This is a genomic window from Kitasatospora sp. NPDC059146, from assembly GCF_042786665.1.
Lineage (GTDB): Bacteria > Actinomycetota > Actinomycetes > Streptomycetales > Streptomycetaceae > Kitasatospora.
The window spans coordinates 1-17,044 of the sequence record NZ_JBHZCY010000025.1 but is presented as its reverse complement, the minus strand read 5'-3'; the positions used below and the strand labels follow the sequence as shown (position 1 = coordinate 17,044).

General features: G+C 73.1%; 16 protein-coding genes. 12 read left to right on the top strand and 4 right to left on the bottom strand.

Features of this window, described 5'->3' with window-relative positions; all coding sequences use genetic code 11:
• Positions 1-89 precede the first annotated feature (89 nt).
• Positions 90-1,211 (bottom strand): ribosome small subunit-dependent GTPase A, encoded by a 1,122-nt coding sequence (rsgA, locus tag ACFXPX_RS14015; protein WP_380522774.1) that lies wholly within the window; start codon positions 1,209-1,211, stop codon positions 90-92.
• Positions 1,212-1,566: 355 nt separating this feature from the next.
• Positions 1,567-2,598, bottom strand: coding sequence for a cytochrome c oxidase assembly protein (locus ACFXPX_RS14010; protein WP_380641307.1), 1,032 nt, complete (start codon positions 2,596-2,598; stop codon positions 1,567-1,569).
• Positions 2,599-2,861: 263 nt separating this feature from the next.
• Here ACFXPX_RS14010 and ACFXPX_RS14005 point away from each other — a divergent pair, with 263 nt between their 5' ends.
• Positions 2,862-4,685 (top strand): FtsW/RodA/SpoVE family cell cycle protein, encoded by a 1,824-nt coding sequence (locus tag ACFXPX_RS14005; RefSeq protein ID WP_380641305.1) that lies wholly within the window; start codon positions 2,862-2,864, stop codon positions 4,683-4,685.
• A 271-nt stretch (positions 4,686-4,956) separates the two neighbouring features.
• Here the strand turns inward: ACFXPX_RS14005 and ACFXPX_RS14000 are convergent, their stop codons facing one another.
• Complete coding sequence (locus ACFXPX_RS14000) at positions 4,957-6,273, bottom strand: YihY/virulence factor BrkB family protein (RefSeq protein WP_380641303.1); 1,317 nt, start codon at positions 6,271-6,273, stop codon at positions 4,957-4,959.
• Between the two features lie 259 nt (positions 6,274-6,532).
• On the opposite strand from ACFXPX_RS14000, the gene ACFXPX_RS13995 reads away from it, so the two are divergent.
• The 11 genes from ACFXPX_RS13995 (at position 6,533) to ACFXPX_RS13945 (ending at position 16,450) form a co-directional block, all read left to right on the top strand.
• Positions 6,533-6,616, top strand: coding sequence for a putative leader peptide (locus ACFXPX_RS13995; RefSeq protein WP_310593185.1), 84 nt, complete (start codon positions 6,533-6,535; stop codon positions 6,614-6,616).
• A gap of 199 nt (positions 6,617-6,815) precedes the next feature.
• Positions 6,816-8,540: a nitrite/sulfite reductase gene (locus tag ACFXPX_RS13990; RefSeq protein ID WP_375890149.1), complete on the top strand. Its 1,725-nt coding sequence runs from the start codon at positions 6,816-6,818 to the stop codon at positions 8,538-8,540.
• 72 nt (positions 8,541-8,612) lie between these two features.
• On the top strand, positions 8,613-8,795 hold the full coding sequence (locus ACFXPX_RS13985) for a hypothetical protein (protein ID WP_375890147.1): 183 nt from the start codon (positions 8,613-8,615) through the stop codon (positions 8,793-8,795).
• Complete coding sequence (locus ACFXPX_RS13980; RefSeq protein ID WP_380641301.1) at positions 8,773-9,477, top strand: phosphoadenylyl-sulfate reductase; 705 nt, start codon at positions 8,773-8,775, stop codon at positions 9,475-9,477. Before ACFXPX_RS13985 ends, ACFXPX_RS13980 begins: the two co-directional genes overlap by 23 nt.
• A gap of 49 nt (positions 9,478-9,526) precedes the next feature.
• Positions 9,527-10,123 carry an adenylyl-sulfate kinase gene (cysC, locus tag ACFXPX_RS13975; RefSeq protein WP_375890144.1) on the top strand — a complete coding sequence of 199 codons (597 nt, stop codon included), beginning with the start codon at positions 9,527-9,529 and terminating at the stop codon, positions 10,121-10,123.
• Entirely contained in the window at positions 10,120-11,076 is a 957-nt protein-coding gene (gene cysD, locus ACFXPX_RS13970) for a sulfate adenylyltransferase subunit CysD (RefSeq protein ID WP_375890142.1), read from the top strand. Before cysC ends, cysD begins: the two co-directional genes overlap by 4 nt.
• Positions 11,076-12,413, top strand: a complete 1,338-nt coding sequence (locus ACFXPX_RS13965) for a sulfate adenylyltransferase subunit 1 (RefSeq protein WP_375890141.1) — start codon at positions 11,076-11,078, stop codon at positions 12,411-12,413. The genes cysD and ACFXPX_RS13965 overlap by 1 nt, the downstream gene beginning before the upstream one ends.
• A 240-nt stretch (positions 12,414-12,653) precedes the next feature.
• Complete coding sequence (locus ACFXPX_RS13960; RefSeq protein WP_375890139.1) at positions 12,654-13,823, top strand: aliphatic sulfonate ABC transporter substrate-binding protein; 1,170 nt, start codon at positions 12,654-12,656, stop codon at positions 13,821-13,823.
• A 161-nt stretch (positions 13,824-13,984) separates the two neighbouring features.
• The gene (locus tag ACFXPX_RS13955) at positions 13,985-14,788 is read left to right on the top strand and encodes an ABC transporter ATP-binding protein (protein WP_380641298.1); all 804 of its coding nucleotides are present in this window, start codon (positions 13,985-13,987) and stop codon (positions 14,786-14,788) included.
• Positions 14,775-15,692, top strand: coding sequence for an ABC transporter permease (locus ACFXPX_RS13950; RefSeq protein WP_380590838.1), 918 nt, complete (start codon positions 14,775-14,777; stop codon positions 15,690-15,692). Before ACFXPX_RS13955 ends, ACFXPX_RS13950 begins: the two co-directional genes overlap by 14 nt.
• A gap of 11 nt (positions 15,693-15,703) precedes the next feature.
• Entirely contained in the window at positions 15,704-16,450 is a 747-nt protein-coding gene (locus ACFXPX_RS13945) for a sirohydrochlorin chelatase (protein ID WP_380522782.1), read from the top strand.
• Positions 16,451-16,463: 13 nt separating this feature from the next.
• Here ACFXPX_RS13945 and ACFXPX_RS13940 read toward each other — a convergent pair whose 3' ends face one another.
• Positions 16,464-16,850 (bottom strand): hypothetical protein, encoded by a 387-nt coding sequence (locus tag ACFXPX_RS13940; protein ID WP_380641296.1) that lies wholly within the window; start codon positions 16,848-16,850, stop codon positions 16,464-16,466.
• Between the last annotated feature and the right edge of the window lie 194 nt (positions 16,851-17,044).

Genomic DNA, 17,044 nt, shown 5'->3' with positions numbered 1-17,044 from the left:
ACCGGTCAGTGCGGGGCGTCACGCCCGGGCTCGCCGGGCGGACGCTGGGCCATGGAGCTGCTGAACCGCTGCGCCGAGGACGGATCCGGTCAACGCTTCACCGGACCGCCTGCCGCACGCATCGACTTGGTGATCGCCTTCCACTTGTTCAGCCGGGCCTTGGCGACCCGGGCGTCGGTGCGCGAGGCGATCCACTCGTTCTCGCGCTGGAGCTTGAGGTAGCTGTCCATCCGGCGCTGCGGCAGGGTGCCGTCCTCCAGCGCCGCGCGGACCGCGCAGCCGGGCTCGGTGTGATGGCTGCAGTCGTGGAAGCGGCAGCCCTCGGCCAGCTCGGCTATGTCGGCGAAGGCCAGGTCCACCCCCTCGCCACCGTAGAGGCCGACCTCGCGCAGCCCGGGGGTGTCGATGAGCACGCCCCCACCGGGCAGCGGTATCAGCTCGCGGGTGGTCGTGGTGTGGCGCCCCTTCTGGTCGACCTCGCGGGCTTCCTGGACGGTCATCACGTCGGCGCCGACCAGCGCGTTGGTGAGCGTGGACTTGCCCACGCCGGACTGGCCGATCAGCACTGTGGTGCCGGGGGCGCAGGCGCGGAGCACGTCGATGCCCTCGCCGCTCTCCGCGCTGACCACCAGCACGGTGACGCCCGGTGCGACGGATTCGACGTCGGCCCGGATGAACTCGGCGTCGTCGACCAGGTCGGCCTTGGTGAGGACGACCAGCGGTTCGGCGCCGGACTCCCAGGCCAGGGCCAGGAAGCGCTCGATCCGCCCGAGGTCGGGATCGGCCGCGAGCGAGGCGGCGATCAGTACGGTGTCGACGTTGGCCGCCAGCACCTGGCCGTCGGAGCGCTTGCCGGCCACCTTGCGGATGATCGCGGTGGAGCGCGGCAGCAGCGCGGAGACGGCGGCCATCGGCTGGGCGTGCAGGTCGACGGCGGCCCAGTCGCCCGTGCAGGGGCAGTTGATCATGTCGGCGTCGCCCACCGGCCGGGTGTCGAGCCGGACGGTGCGCAGCTCGCCCGTCTCCGGGTCGGCCAGGACGGCGTCGCACTGGCCGCGGTCGACCCGGGTGATGCGGGCGGGGAGCAGGCCGGCCTCGGCGAGCGGGACGAAGAGCTCGTCGAGCTCGGGCGTCCAGCCGTAGCGGGCCAGCGGGGAACTCTCGGTGGGGAAGGAAGAGGAGAACAGCGAAGTGGAGGCAGCGTTGAACAACGCAGTGGCCCTTCGGGAGGAGATGGTCCCGGCGGGCTACGGCTGGCGCGGAAGGCTCAGCCGGCGGCCGGGAAGAGGAGGTGAACGCGCGTGCTGCCCAGGGCAGCTATCGGGGCGACAACGACCACGGGGTTCACCTCCTGCTCTCTACTCCTCGGGCGGCCCAATGGCCCCCGAACCGATGTGTCACACGCTAGCGGGGTGGGCGGTCGTGGCCAACCTATTTTTGACCTGCGGAAATGCGGTAGGAAGGGGTTGCAGCGGGCCAACATTGGCCCGGCCGCAGGACGGCGCACGACGGACGATGCGCGACGGACGACAGAGGACCCACGACGCACGACGCACCGACCCGCCGCTACCCCCCGTAGCGGTGCTTGAGGTTCGGGTCGTCCAGCCACCACGGCCGCATCCCGCCCTCGTCCTCCTCCGGCCGCCCCGCCGCCCGGTCCTGCGCGGCCTGCGCCTCGAAGCGGGCGTCCAGCTCGGCGTCCACGGCCTTGATCTCCTCGCGCCCCTGCACCACCATCCGCCGCACCAGCGCGGCCAGGAACGGCAGGCCGACGAGGTCGCCCAGCACCCAGAAGGCGTTGCCGCCCCAGGTCTGGTCCTGCGCCAGGCTCGGCCCCCAGGGCCGCCCGAGCGCCACGTAGTAGTGCTCGGCGACGAGGTGCCCGCCGTAGATCAGCACGATCCCGAGCCCCGCGTCGAAGATCACCTCGGCGAAGGTGATGAACAGCCCGACCAGGTGCGGGTACTCGTGCCCGACCGGGTCGAGCTGCAGTCGCGGCCAGAAGTAGGCGAGGCCCAGCAGCACCAGCGCCAGGTGCAGCACCAGGTTGCCGACGCCGCTGGAGACCGACCACTCGTACCAGGGCGTGAAGTAGAGGAGCCACGGCGGCGCCATCAGCAGCGCGGTGGAGACCGCGGGGAACATCAGCACCTTGGAGGGCCGGCTGCGCAGCGCCCGCAGGATCCGCTCCCGCCGGTGCTCCGGCGAGGACCGGACCAGCAGCGAGACGGGGGCGCCGAGCGCGAGCAGCAGCGGGACGACCATGAGCAGCAGCACGACCTGCACGGCCCGGTCGGTGAACAGGACGCGCTCGTACACCCCGAGGCCGGAGCAGGTGCACCAGATCCACAGCAGCAGCCCGCCGAGGAAGGCCGCGGTGCGGGTGGGCTGCCAGCGGGCGCCGTCGCCGCGGTTCGCGGTGCGCACCGCGGCCAGGTACCAGCCGCCGAGCAGCAGCGACAGGGCGAGCACCACCGGTTCGAAGGTCCAGGAGGTGGCCAGGTCGGACCACTGCCACGCGGGCGGTCCGCCGTACGCGAGCACCCGGGCCCCGCCGGCCAACCCGCCGGCCAACGCGCCGGCCACCGCGCCGTTCATCCGTCCGCCCACCTCATCCCTACCGCCGCAGGGGCCGCGGCGCCCGGCCATGATGGCCTTCCCGACGCCGTCCGCCGCAGCCGGGGCCCACCTCTATACCCGGACCTGAACAAAGCTTTGCCAAAGCCGAACAAAGCTTTGCCCAGGCAAAGTTCTGCCCATGGCGACCCCGGAGGCGCAACCGGCGCGAGCCCGCTCCCGTCTGGCAGGATGCACCGTCGGCGATACCGGCCACGTGGGTGACAGCAAGGGGACGACAAGAGGTGCAAAGCACTGCACGCGGCGAGGGCCGGCGGCTGGCCGCGCGCCACCGCAACATCGAGCTGGGCCTGCTGGCGCTCGCGGTGGCCGTCTGCCTGGCCGGACACATCGACGCCTCGCTGGCGATGACCGACAAGCTGCCGCCCGGGCTCCTCGTCCACGGCCTGTCCCTCGGCGCGCTGGTCGCGGTGGCGCACCTGGCGGTGCGCCGGTTCGCACCGTACGCGGACCCGCTGATCCTGCCGCTGGGCGTGTTCCTGACCGGCTTCGGGCTGGTGCTGCTGGACCGGCTGGACTTCAGCTACAAGGCCGCGCACGCCGCCAAGGGCGACTACCAGAAGCTCCCGGCCGCGCCGGGCCAGCTGATGTGGACGTTCATCGCGGTGGCGGCGGCGCTCGCGCTGATCGTCTTCGTCAAGCACCACCGCTTCTTCCAGCGCTACGTCTACGTGCTGATGGCGGGCGCGCTGATCCTGCTGACCGCGCCGATCTTCTCGCCGACCGACAGCTTCGGCGCCAAGCGCTGGATCAAGCTCCCCGGGCTGCCCTCCTTCGAGCCGGACGAGTTCGTGAAGGTCGCGATCACGATCTTCTTCGCGGGCTACCTGATGGCCTCCCGGGACGCCCTGGCACTGGCCGGGCGGAAGGTCTGGGGGATGACCCTCCCGCGCGGGCGGCACGCCGGACCGGTGCTGGCGATCTGGGCGGTCAGCCTGATGGTGCTGATCTTCGAACGCGACCTGGGCACCTCGCTGATCTTCTTCGGCGTCTTCGTCGTGATGCTGTACGTGGCGACCGAGCGCACCAGCTGGGTGGTGCTCGGCCTGCTGATGGCGGTCGGCGGCGCGGCCGTGGTCGGCACCGTGGAGCCGCACGTGCACGGACGCGTCGAGGCCTGGCTGCACCCGCTCGACTACTTTCCCCCGGTCAACAACCAGGCGATCTCCGCACAGCCCGCCGAGGCGCTGTTCAGCCTCGGCACCGGACACATGACCGGGACCGGCCTGGGCTCCGGCCGGCCGTGGCTGATCGGCTTCGCCGGGCGCAGCGACTTCATCTTCACCACCATCGGCGAGGAACTCGGCCTGGCCGGGGTGACCGCGATCCTGCTGGTGTACGTGCTGCTGATCCAGCGCGGGCTGCGCACCGCGGTCGGCCTGACCGACCCGTTCGGCAAGCTGCTGGCCACCGGCCTGTCGGCGGCCCTCGCACTGCAGGTGTTCGTGGTGGTCGGCGGCGTGAGCGGGCTGGTCCCGCTGACCGGCAAGGCGCTGCCCTTCCTGGCGGCCGGCGGTTCCTCCCTACTGGCGAACTGGCTGATGGTCGCCCTGCTGATCAAGCTGAGCGACTCCTCGGGGCGCACCGCCATGGACCCGGCCCCGACCAGCCCGGAGCCGCTCCCGGCACAGGCCGCCCCGGCCGAGCGGGCGGCGGCCGGCACCCCGGCCTCCGCCGCCCCGGGCGGGACCCTGGGGGCGGGCGAACCGCTGGCCGCGGGCCTGGACGCGCTGCCGGGCACCGGGCCCGACCCGGCGGGCCCGTCGTCCGCGCCGTCCGCGCCGCCCGGCCCCGGCCACGCGGACCCGGGCGCCCCCACCGAGCTGCGCCCCTCCTTCGGCCACGCGCCCGGCGCGCCCCGGCCCGACGGACCGCAGCACGGCGGAACGCTGCCCGGCACCCCCCAGTACGGCGGTCCGCAGTTCGGCGGTCCGCAGCACGGTGGAGCGCAGGCGTCGTACGGCTACCCGCCGATCAACGAGCAGTCCACCCACGGCTACGGCCACCCGCAGCAGCCCCCGTACCCGCAGAACCCGACGATCGGCTGACCCCACCGGCACACCCCGGCCCCACCGGCACCCACCGGCACACCCCGCCGGCCGGCCGTCAAGGTGCCGTCAAGGTGCCCCAGGCCCCCGCCGACCGGCCCGGACCGCCCTCGGCACGATTCGTACACAAGTCGAACACCGGCCGACCGCTGTCAGCGCAACCGACAACGCGGCCGGCAACGCAGAGGGCCTCCCCCGCACCCGCGAGGGAGGCCCTGCCCGTACGAAGCCGCCGCCACGGCCGTGCCCCTACCGTGCCACTAGCGCGCCGCTACCGCTGCTCCCACGGCGGCCGCGGCGGGTACCCCGGCGCCTGCTCCGCCCCCGGCCCCGCCCCCGGCCGCTCCGGCGGCGGTGGGGAGGGCCGGTCGCTGTCCGGCGGCGGCGGGGCGGGCCGGTGGTGCGGCCCGGGCCGGGCGGTGAGCCGCGCGCGCACGTTGTCGGCGGCCAGCACGTCGGCCCACCGCTCGGGGTACTCGGCGGGCACGTCGACGTCGTCGCCGTCCTCCTCGCCCCACTCCTCCTCGACGCCCTCGGCCAGGCCGAGTTCGCGGGCGCGCCGGGCCCGTTCGACGGCCCGGCGGGCGGCGACCTCGCGGACCACCGCGGCGGCGGCCTCCTCGTGGGCGCGCTCGTTCTCGGCGCGGGCGTCGGCGGTCTCCAGGGTGGGCCAGCGGCGGTCTATGGCGGCGTTCATGGCGGCGCCGATGAGTACGGCGAGGGCCACCACGAAGATCCACAGCAGGACGGCCACCGGCGCGGCCAGCGAGCCGTACACCGAGGGGCCCTCGACCGAGCTGACCAGGTAGAGCCGCAGGCCGACGCTGCAGAAGACGAGCACCACCAGGGCGACCAGCGCGCCGGGGATGTCCTCGCGCCAGGGCGTGGAGACCGGCACGGCCAGGTGGTAGAGGGTGGTGAGGGAGACGATCAGCAGCAGGATGGCGACCGGCCAGTAGGCGGCGCCGACGAGTCCGGCGGCGCCGGGGACGGCGTTCTCGACCAGTCCGGGCCCGGCCATCAGCAGCGGCAGCACCAGTGAGCCGATCACCAGGGCGCCGAGGTAGAGGCCGAGCGACAGCAGCCGGGTCTTGACGATGCCGCGCTTGCCGTCCAGCCCGTACATGACGGTGATGGTGTCGATGAAGATGTAGAGGGCCCTGGAGCCGGACCACAGCGACAGCAGGAAGCCGATCGAGATCAGGTCGGGCCGGGCCTGGTCGAAGACCTGGCTGAGCAGCGGTTTGACGACCTCGTTGACGGAGGAGTCGGACAGGACCGTTCCGGAGGCCGAGACGATGTCGTGCTTGAGCCGCTCGATGGTGCCCGCGCCGAGGAACCCGTCGAGGTAGCCGAGGGTGGCGGCGAGGCCGAGCAGCAGCGGCGGGATGGACAGCAGGGTGAAGAAGGCCGCCTCGGCGGCGAGGCCGGTGACCCGGTACTCGACGCAGGTGTTGGTGGTGTCCTTGACCAAGTCCCACGCCGTGCGGCGCCACAGGCCCTGTTTGGCCGCGCGCCGGGAGCCCTTGCCCCGGCGCCGGGAGGGCCGTTCGGGGTTCGGTCTGCTCGTATCGCCTGCTGCTTGCACAGGGCTAACGGTATCGGGCCGGGTCGCTCCGGTTGATCTCCCCCGGGGTGCGGGCGCGTGCGCCCCGGCCGTGCGGGCTGCCGTCCGGGCACGTGCGCACCGCCGCGTCGGCCGCCGCACCGGACCGCGGTCCGAGCGCCCGTCAGGAGGCCCGGCCGGGAGCGGCGGGAACGCCCGGGCGTCCCAGATGCCGAAACTCCGGAGTCCAGTATGCGGATGTTAGTGGACCGCGAGTCCCGCGCCGTGCGAATCTCTTGCCATGCCTAGCGCCGGAACCACCCTAGTAGGTCGACTCCACGTCGATCTCCTTCGCGTGTCCAGCGCCATCTGTCCGGTGACCTGAGCTCCCACCCCGCCGCACCACCGCACCCGGCGCCGTCCACCCCGCCATCCCCGCACGAGCGGATGCGCAGGCGCCCGCCCGGCCCGGTCAGCTGCTCTCCCGGCCCTGAGAAACCCGCAGGTCACAGCAGCGATCGCACGGCCGAGCACGCCCCGCGACCCACCCGGCGCCAGCGCCACCTGCCCAGAAGGACTTCACCATGGCCACCTCTCCCGAGACTGCCGAGCCCACGGCCGACCGCCCGGTCGCGCCCCGCCCCGCCGCGGCTCGCAAGGTGACCCGCCACCGCGGCGAGGGCCAGTGGGGCATGGGGCACTTCACCCCGCTGAACGCCAACGAGCAGTTCAAGAAGGACGACGACGGTCTCAATGTGCGGACACGTATTGAGACGATCTACGCGCACCGGGGCTTCGACTCGATCGACCCCGCCGACCTGCGCGGCCGGATGCGCTGGTGGGGGCTCTACACCCAGCGCAAGGAGGGCATCGACGGCGGCAAGACCGCGATCCTGGACCCGCACGAGCTGGACGCCGAGTACTTCATGCTCCGGGTGCGCATCGACGGCGGCCGGCTGACCGTCGCCCAGCTGCGCGCGGTCGCCGAGGTCTCCGAGCAGTACGCCCGGGGCACCGCCGACCTGACCGACCGGCAGAACATCCAGTACCACTGGATCCGGATCGAGGACGTCCCGGCGATCTGGCAGAAGCTGGAGGCCGTCGGCCTGTCCACCACCGAGGCCTGCGGCGACACCCCGCGCGTCATCCTCGGCTCGCCGGTGGCCGGCATCGCCGAGGACGAGATCATCGACGGCACCCCGGCCATCGAGGAGATCCAGCGCCGCTTCATCGGCAACAAGGACTTCTCCAACCTGCCGCGCAAGTTCAAGAGCGCGGTCTCCGGCTCCCCGCAGCTGGACGTCGCCCACGAGATCAACGACGTCGCCTTCGTCGGCGTGGTCCACCCCGAGCACGGGCCCGGCTTCGACCTGTGGGTCGGCGGCGGCCTGTCCACCAACCCCAAGCTCGGCGTGCGCCTGGGCGCCTGGGTCCCGCTGGACGAGGTCGCCGACGTCTACGGCGGTGTCATCGGCATCTTCCGCGACTACGGCTACCGGCGCCTGCGCAACCGCGCCCGGCTCAAGTTCCTGGTCGCCGACTGGGGCGTGGAGAAGTTCCGTCAGGTCCTGGAGGACGAGTACCTGAAGTACCGCCTCGTCGACGGGCCCGCCCCGGCCGAGCCCGCCGCCCGCTGGCGCGACCACGTCGGCGTCCACAAGCAGCAGGACGGCCGCTACTACATCGGCTTCGCCCCGCGCGTCGGCCGGGTCGACGGCAAGCTGCTCGGCCGGATCGCCGACCTCGCCGCCGCCCACGGCAGCGACCGGCTGCGCACCACCGCCGAGCAGAAGATGCTGGTCCTCGACATCGCCGAGGAGCACGTCGACTCGGTGGTGGCCGGCCTGGAGGAACTCGACCTGCGGGTCACCCCCTCGCCGTTCCGCCGCGGCACCATGGCCTGCACCGGCATCGAGTACTGCAAGCTCGCCATCGTCGAGACCAAGGAGCGCGGGCGCACCCTGATCGACGAACTGGAGCAGCGCCTGCCGGAGTTCGCCGAGCCGCTGACCATCAACATCAACGGCTGCCCGAACGCCTGCGCCCGGATCCAGGTCGCCGACATCGGCCTCAAGGGCCAGCTGGTCACCGACGAGCACGGCGAGCAGGTCGAGGGCTACCAGGTCCACCTGGGCGGCGCGCTCGGCCTGGAGGCCGGCTTCGGCCGCAAGGTCCGCGGCCTCAAGGTCACCAGCGCCGGCCTGCCCGACTACGTCGAGCGCGTGCTGACCCGCTACCAGGCCGACCGCGCCGAGGGCGAGCGCTTCGCCCAGTGGACGGCCCGCGCCACCGAGGAGCAGCTGTCGTGAGCGAGCGCAGCGAGCGAACCGGTAGGCAGGGCGTTGTTCGCGAAGCGAACGCCGAGCGGAGCGAGGTGGGCGATGAGTGAGCGAGCCGCGCCGTTCTTCTGCCCGTACTGCGGGGACGAGGACCTGCGCCCGTCCGAGGCCGGCCACGGCGCCTGGGAGTGCCACGGCTGCCGCCGCGCCTTCCAGTTGAAGTTCCTCGGCCTGCTGTCACCGACCAACGGGGGTGCGTCGCATGACCGACCGGGCCACGACTGACCACGAGGAGCTCGCCGTCCGGGCCGGCCGCGAGCTGGAGGAGGCCACCCCGCAGGAGGTGCTGCGCTGGGCCGCCTACACCTTCGGCGAGCGGTTCTGCGTCACCTCCTCGATGGAGGACGCGGTGGTAGCCCACCTCGCGTCCTCGGTGTTCCCGGGGGTGGACGTGGTGTTCCTGGACACCGGCTACCACTTCCCGGAGACCATCGGGACCAGGGACGCGGTCGCCGCGACCATGCCGGTCAACGTCATCACGCTCACCCCGCTGAGGACGGTCGCCGAGCAGGACGCCGAGCACGGGCCGCGGCTGCACGACCGCGACCCGGACCTGTGCTGCGCGCTGCGCAAGGTCGAGCCGCTCAACCGCGGCCTGGCCGGCTACGACGCGTGGGCGACCGGGCTGCGCCGCGACGAGTCCCCGACCCGGGCGAACACGCCGGTGGTCTCCTGGGACCCGAAGCGCCGCAAGGTCAAGATCGCCCCGATCGCCCGCTGGACGCAGCAGGACGTGGACGCCTACGTCGCCGCGAACGGCGTGCTGCTCAACCCGCTGCTGTGGGAGGGCTACCCGTCCATCGGCTGCTCGCCGCTGTCCTGCACCCGCAAGCCGGGCGAGGGCGAGGACGCCCGGGCCGGCCGCTGGTCCGGCTCCGGCAAGACCGAGTGCGGCATCCACCTCTGAGGCCCCCGGCCTCCTGACCATCCGTCAACCACCGTGTAAGGAACGAACCGTGACAGCTCACACCCCGGCCGCCGACGGAGCCGCAGAGGCGGCCCCCGCGGCCGCCCCCTGCGAGCGCGGCGCCACCGTGTGGCTGACCGGGCTGCCGAGCGCGGGCAAGACCACCCTGGCCTTCGCACTGGCCGGGCGGCTGCGCGCCGAGGGCCACAAGGTGGAGGTGCTGGACGGCGACGAGATCCGCGAGTTCCTCTCCAAGGGCCTCGGCTTCTCCCGCGAGGACCGGCACACCAACGTCACCCGGATCGGCTTCGTCGCCGAGAAGCTCGCCGCCAACGGCGTCAAGGTGCTCGCCCCGGTGATCGCCCCGTTCGCCGACTCCCGCACCGCGGTACGCGAGCGGCACGCCGCGGCCGGCACCGAGTTCCTGGAGATCCACGTCGCCACCCCGGTCGAGCTGTGCGCCGAGCGCGACGTCAAGGGCCTGTACGCCAAGCAGGCCGCCGGGGAGATCTCCGGCCTGACCGGCGTCGACGACCCGTACGAGGCCCCGGCCGCACCGGAGTTGCGCCTCCAGACGCAGGGCCGCGCGGTCGCCGAGTCCGCCGCCGAGCTGCACGCCTTCCTGACCGAGAGGGGTCTGGCATGACCACCGCGACCGACAGCCCGGTCCGCACCCAGGACGCCGGCCAGGATTCAGGGGGGCCCTTCGCGCTGTCCCACCTGGACGCGCTGGAGGCCGAGTCGGTGCACATCTTCCGCGAGGTCGCGGGGGAGTTCGAGCGCCCGGTGATCCTGTTCTCCGGCGGCAAGGACTCCATCCTGATGCTGCACCTGGCGCTCAAGGCCTTCGCACCGGCCGCCGTGCCCTTCTCCCTCCTGCACGTCGACACCGGCCACAACTTCCCCGAGGTCCTCGCCTACCGCGACCGGACCGTCGCCGAGCACAACCTGCGCCTGCACGTCGCCCACGTCCAGGACTTCATCGACGACGGCCGGCTGCGCGAGCGCCCCGACGGCACCCGCAACCCGCTGCAGACCGTGCCGCTGCTCGACGCCATCGAGACCAACCGCTTCGACGCGGTGTTCGGCGGCGGGCGCCGCGACGAGGAGAAGGCCCGCGCCAAGGAGCGCGTCTTCTCCCTGCGCGACGAGTTCGGCGCCTGGGACCCGCGCCGCCAGCGCCCCGAGCTGTGGTCGCTGTACAACGGCCGGCACGCCGTCGGCGAGCACGTGCGGGTCTTCCCGCTGTCCAACTGGACCGAGCTGGACGTCTGGCAGTACATCGAGCGCGAGGGCATCGAACTCCCCGAGATCTACTACGCCCACGAGCGGGACGTCTTCGCCCGCAGCGGCATGTGGCTGACCGCCGGCGAGTGGGGCGGCCCCAAGGACAGCGAGCCCGTCGAGCGGCGCCTGGTGCGCTACCGCACCGTCGGCGACATGTCCTGCACCGGCGCCGTCGACTCCGACGCCACCACCATCGAGGCCGTGATCGCCGAGATCGCCGCCAGCCGCCTCACCGAGCGCGGCGCCACCCGCGCCGACGACAAGCTGTCCGAGGCCGCGATGGAAGACCGCAAGCGCGAGGGGTACTTCTAATGAGCACCACCAGCACGACCGTCGGGACCAGCGCCACCTCCCTGCTGCGCTTCGCCACCGCCGGCTCCGTCGACGACGGCAAGTCCACCCTGGTCGGCCGCCTGCTGCACGACTCCAAGTCGGTGCTCGCCGACCAGCTGGAGGCCGTCGAGCACGCCTCCCGCAGCCGCGGCCAGGAGGCACCCGACCTCGCGCTGCTCACCGACGGCCTGCGGGCCGAACGCGAGCAGGGCATCACCATCGACGTCGCCTACCGCTACTTCGCCACCCCCCGGCGCCGGTTCATCCTCGCCGACACCCCCGGGCACGTGCAGTACACCCGCAACATGGTGACCGGCGCCTCCACCGCCGAACTCGCCGTCGTCCTGGTCGACGCCCGCAACGGCGTGGTCGAGCAGACCCGCCGGCACGCCGCCGTCGCCGCCCTGCTGCGGGTGCCGCACGTGGTGCTGGCCGTCAACAAGATGGACCTGGTCGACTACGCCGAGCCGGTGTTCGCCGCGATCGCCGCCGAGTTCACCGCCTACGCCGCCTCGCTCGGGGTCAAGGACGTGCTGGCCGTCCCGATCTCCGCCCTCGCCGGGGACAACGTCGTCGAGCCGTCCGCGCAGATGGACTGGTACGGCGGCCCGACCCTGCTGGAGCACCTGGAGACCGTCCCGGTCGGCAGCGACCCCGGCGCGGAGCCCGCCCGCTTCCCCGTCCAGTACGTGATCCGCCCGCAGACCGAGGAGCACCCCGACTACCGCGGCTACGCGGGCCAGCTGGCCTCCGGCGTGCTGCGCGTCGGCGACCCCGTCACCGTGCTGCCCTCCGGCCACACCACCACCGTCGCCGCCATCGACGCCCTCGGACGGGAAACGGACCTCGCCTGGGCCCCGCAGTCGGTCACCGTCCGCCTCGCCGACGACCTCGACATCTCCCGCGGCGACCTCATCACCGCCGGGGCCTCCCCCGCCCCCACCAAGGACATCGAGGCCACCGTCAGCCACCTCAACGAGCGGCCGCTGCGCGCCGGGGACAAGGTGCTGCTCAAGCACACCACCCGCACCGTGCGCGCCCTCGTCAAGGAGATCACCTACCGCATCGACATCGACACCCTCGAACAGCGCTCCGGCACCGAGGGGTTGAACGTCAACGACATCGGCCACGTGAAGCTGCGCACCGCCGAGCCGCTGGCCCTCGACGACTACACCGACAACCGCCGCACCGGCTCGTTCCTGCTGATCGACCCGGCCGACGGCACCACCCTCACCGCCGGCATGGCGGGCGAGGCCTTCGCCACCGTACGCACCGACGGCGCGCCCGGCGCGCCCGAAGAGGAGGACTGGGTCTGATGCCCAGCGAGGCGTTCTCGGGCATGGACAAGGAAGGCGGCCGCATCGGCAGCGGCGTCCTCGGCAGCGGCCAGGGCGGCTTGACCCGATGTGCGGGCCGACGGGGCTGAGAACGCCCCGTCACCGGGCCGCTCCCCACGGCCGCCCGGCTTGCCCGGCACACCCCCTGCCGCAAGCGCCACCTTCCCACCGTCCGCCCGGGACCGCTTCCTGACGGTCCGTCCGCGAACAGGACCCACCATGGCACCGCACCAGGCACCCTCGTACCGCACCCCCTCCGATCGGCCCGCCCGCCCCAACGCCGGCCGGATCAGACGCACGGCCGCGGCCGCCGCCGCCGGCCTGACCGCCGTCGCCCTGCTGTCGGCCTGCAGCTACGGCTCCAAGGCCGACACCAAGGCCGACACCGCGGCCACCGTGGGGAGTTCGGCGTCCGGCCCCAAGCTCACCGCGGACACGGTGAAGATCGGCTACTTCGCCAACCTGACCCACGGCACCCCGCTGGTCGGACTCCAGGAAGGCATATTCCAGAAGGAGTTGGGCGCCACCCAGGTAAAGACCCAGGTCTTCAACGCGGGCCCGGCGGAGATCGAGGCGCTCAACGCCGGATCGATCGACATCGGCTGGATCGGCCCCTCCCCGGCGATCAACGGCTACACCAAGTCCGACGGCAAGTCCTTGAAGATCATCGGCGGTTCGGCCTCCGGCGGGGTCAAGCTGGTGGTCAACCCCGAGAAGATCGGCTCGCTGGACGACCTCAAGGGCAAGAAGATCGCCACCCCGCAGCTGGGCAACACCCAGGACGTGGCGCTGCTCAACTACCTGGCCGGCAAGGGCTACAAGGTCGACGCGGCGTCCGGCGCGGGCGACGTCTCGGTGGTGCGCACCGACAACAAGGTCACCCCCGACGCCTACCGGCAGGGCTCCATCGACGGCGCCTGGGTGCCCGAGCCCACCGCCTCCAAGCTGGTCACCCTCGGCGCGAAGGTCCTGCTCAACGAGAAGGACGTCTGGCCGGACAAGAAGTTCGTGATCACCAACATCATCGTCTCGCAGAAGTTCCTCAAGGAGCACCCGGACGTGGTGGAGGCCGTGCTGCGCGGCTCGGTGAACACCAACGCCTTCATCAAGGCCAACCCCGACAAGGCCAAGGCCGACGCCAACGAGGCGATCAAGAAGGAGGCCGGCAACGCGCTGGAGCCGGCCGTCCTCGACCCGGCCTGGTCCGACATCGACTTCCTGGACGACCCGCTGGCGAACACCCTCCAGGCCGAGGCCGACCACGCCGTCACCGCCGGGCTCCTCAAGAAGCCCAACCTGAACGGCATCTACGACCTCACCCTGCTGAACAAGGTCCTCGCGGCCAAGGGCCAGGCGCCCGTGGCGGACGCCGGACTCGGCGCCAAGTAGCCCGGCGCCCCGCAGCTCCGCGGTCCGGCCCCCGCCCGCCCGGTCGATCCCCGATCGATGCCCACCGGGCCGGGCGGGGCCGGACCCGGCCTCCCGCTCCGCAGCCCCGCCAGACCGCCAGACCGCCAGACCGCCAGACCACTCACGCAGGAGGTGCCCGGATGACCCCGGCACTGACCACCTCGGCGGACGCCCCCGGCGCCGACGCCACCGGCGGCACCCCCGCCGTCCGGATCTCGCACGTGCACAAGTCCTTCGGCCGCCCGGGCGCCGCCACCCACGTGCTGGACGACATCACCCTCGACGTCGCGCCCGGCGAGTTCGTCACCCTGCTCGGCGCCTCGGGCTGCGGCAAGTCCACCCTGCTCAACCTGGTCGCCGGCCTCGACGCGCCCACCCGCGGCAGCATCGAGGTGTCCGGCGGCCGCCCCGCCCTGATGTTCCAGGAACACGCCCTGTTCCCCTGGCTCACCGCCGGGAAGAACATCGAACTGGCCCTCAAGCTGGCCGGCGTCCCCCGCCCCGAGCGCCGCGCCGAGGCCGAGCGCCTGCTCGAACTCGTCCGCCTGAACGGCGCGTACGGCAAGCGGGTGCACGAGCTGTCCGGCGGCATGCGCCAGCGCGTCGCGATGGCCCGCGCCCTCGCCCAGGGCAGCACGGTGCTGCTGATGGACGAGCCCTTCGCGGCCCTCGACGCCATCACCCGGGACGTCCTGCACGACGAGATCACCCGGATCTGGGCCGAGCGGCAGCTGTCCGTCCTGTTCGTCACCCACAACGTGCGCGAGGCCGTCCGGCTGGCCCAGCGCGTCGTGCTGCTCTCCTCCCGCCCCGGCCGGGTCGCCCGGGAGTGGCGGATCGACCTTCCGCAGCCGCGCCGCATCGAGTCCTCCGGCGTCGCCGACCTGTCCATCGAGATCACCGAAGAACTGCGTGGGGAGATCCGTCGCCATGGCCAGCACTGACACCGCTCCCGTCGTCCTGGACAAGAACCCCGTCTCCGACGGCGTCTCCGACAGCGCCGACGTCGGCGCCGGCCTGGACGCCCTCGACTCCGTCACCGCCCGGCGCAGCTCGCTCGGCGAGGTGCTGCGCGGCAAGGCCCTGCCGCCGCTGATCGGCGTGCTGGTGGTGCTGGCACTGTGGCAGGGCGCGTACAGCCTGCACCTCACCTCCTCGTACAAGCTGCCCAGCCCCACCGACGTGTGGCACTCCCTCCAGGACCTCTGGTACCAGGGCACGCTGTTCTCGATCATCTGGACCAGCGTCTGGCGCGGCCTGTCGGGCTTCCTGCTCGCCGTCGTCATCGGCACCCCGATCGGCCTGGTCGTCGCCCGGGTCAAGCCGGTGCGCACCGCGATCGGCCCGGTCCTCCAGGGCCTCCAGTCGCTGCCCTCGGTCGCCTGGGTGCCGGCCGCGGTCATCTGGCTCGGCATCAACGACCAGATGATGTACGCGGTGATCCTGCTCGGCGCCGTCCCGTCCATCGCCAACGGGCTGGTGGCCGGCATCGACCAGGTCCCGCCGCTGTTCCTGCGGGCCGGGCGCACCCTCGGCGCCACCGGCCTGACCGGCGCCCGCCACGTGCTCATCCCCGCCGCGCTGCCCGGCTACCTGGCCGGCCTCAAGCAGGGCTGGGCGTTCTCCTGGCGCTCCCTGATGGCCGCCGAGCTCGTCGCCTCCTCCCCCGACCTCGGCCGGGGCCTGGGCCGGTTCCTGGAGGACCAGCGCGAGTTCTCCGACATGTCCGGGGTGCTGCTCGGCATCATCCTGATCCTGTTCGTCGGCATCGCCATCGAACTGCTCGTCTTCACCCCGGTCGAACGCCGGGTGCTGCGCAACCGCGGCCTGCTGGCCTCCGGCAAGTGAGGCGGCCGCCGGTGCCCGCCCTCCTGCTCATCGCCCACGGCAGCCGCGACCCGCGGCACGCCGCGACCGTGGCCGCGCTGGTCCGGGAGGTGCGGGCCCAGCGGCCCGCCCTGGAGGTCGCCACCGCCTACCTGGACCACTGCGCGCCGCGGATCCCCCAGCTGGTCGGGCGGTCCGGCCGGTTCGGGCGGGCGGCGGACGCGGTGGCCGTCCCGCTGCTGCTCAACCGGGCCTTCCACGCCAAGCACGACATCCCCGCCGCGCTGCGCGCTACCGGCGCGGGCCTGCCGGTGGCGGACGTGCTGGGCCCCTCCCCGCTGCTGCTCGCCGCCCTGGACCGCCGGCTGGCCGGGGCCGGGCTCGACGTCGGCTCGGCGGCGGTCCGCGCCCGTACGGGTGTGGTGCTGGCCGCGGCCGGCTCCTCCGACCCGGCCGCCGACGCGGCCACCCGCCGGGTCGCCGCCGAGTGGCGCCGCACCCGCGGCTGGGCCGCCGTCGAGGTCGCGTACGCCTCGGCGGCGGGCCCGCGCGTGCCCGACGCCCTCGCCGCCCTGCGCGCGGCAGGCGCCGAGCGGACCGCCGTCGCCCCGTACCTGCTGGCCCCGGGCCTGCTGCCGGACCGCATCGCGGCGGCTGCGGCGGGCGCGGACCTGGTCGCCGACGTCCTCGGCGCCGCCCCGGAGCTGGCCGCTCTGCTGCTGGAACGCTACGACGAGGCCCGTCGGGCGGCGGCAACGGTTCCGGCGCTGAGCGCCTGAGCCGGAGTCCGGCTCAGCGTGCCTCCGTCTCCGCCCGGTGCACGTACGCGGCGATCTCGACGGCTTCCCAGTGCCGCGCCCGCTCGAAGTGCCGACCGGTCCGGGCCGCATGCTCCTGCTGGTGACGCGCGACGGCGGCGGTGATCACGCTCAGTGGCACGGTCCCGCCCGGGTCCACGACGGTGGCTTCGACCCATTCCCGGAGGAGGACGCCCGGCTCGGTCTCCCGCTCCTGCGCCCGTCGTCGCACCTCGTCCATCACCGGCTTGGGCAGCCGCAGCCAGGTGGTGATCATCGCCGGCTCCGCGGCCGGCGGCTCGGCGCCCATGAGCTGGCCCCCGGCCAGTTCGCGCGTCCCGCCGTACTCGGCGCTCGCTTCGAGCTCCGGCTCGTCGGCCATCCACCACTCCCATCGAGCCACCGGGCCTCTCCCGTCTCCTGGGCCGCAGCGTGCCAGCGGCCCGCACGCCGGGCCAGCCGCACCCACTCGGGCGGGTGACGGCTAGGGCCTGTCCGGCGGATCTTGCCAGCCGCGCGACGCCGGGCATCCCGCCTGGACGCACGCCCGAATCGCCCAAGTACGTCCAGTACGAG